Origin of the sequence: Escherichia sp. 93.1518 (genome assembly GCF_013368915.2) — a bacterium.
Classification (GTDB): Bacteria; Pseudomonadota; Gammaproteobacteria; order Enterobacterales; family Enterobacteriaceae; genus Escherichia; species Escherichia ruysiae.
The window spans coordinates 1-256 of record NZ_JABWMT020000131.1 but is presented as its reverse complement, the minus strand read 5'-3'; the positions used below and the strand labels follow the sequence as shown (position 1 = coordinate 256).

Below are 256 nucleotides of genomic sequence, written 5' to 3'. Positions count from 1 at the left end.
CGTAAGGACACTAACACCTGAAGCTAGCGCGTCTACCAATTCCGCCACCTTCGCACAGTCATCTTACTTTTTTTGATATCGCCTCGTTGGTGCGAGGGGGGGGACTTGAACCCCCACGTCCGTAAGAACACTAACACCTGAAGCTAGCGCGTCTACCAATTCCGCCACCTTCGCCCAGTGCGAGCAATATCAACGTGGTTTTTGGTGCGAGGGGGGGGACTTGAACCCCCACGTCCGTAAGGACACTAACACCTGA

Annotated in this window: 1 tRNA gene; it reads right to left on the bottom strand. The window is 54.7% G+C overall.

What is annotated here, in order from left to right:
- Positions 1–87: 87 nt before the first annotated feature.
- A tRNA-Leu gene (locus tag HEN21_RS22765) sits at positions 88–174 on the bottom strand.
- Positions 175–256: the final 82 nt, after the last annotated feature.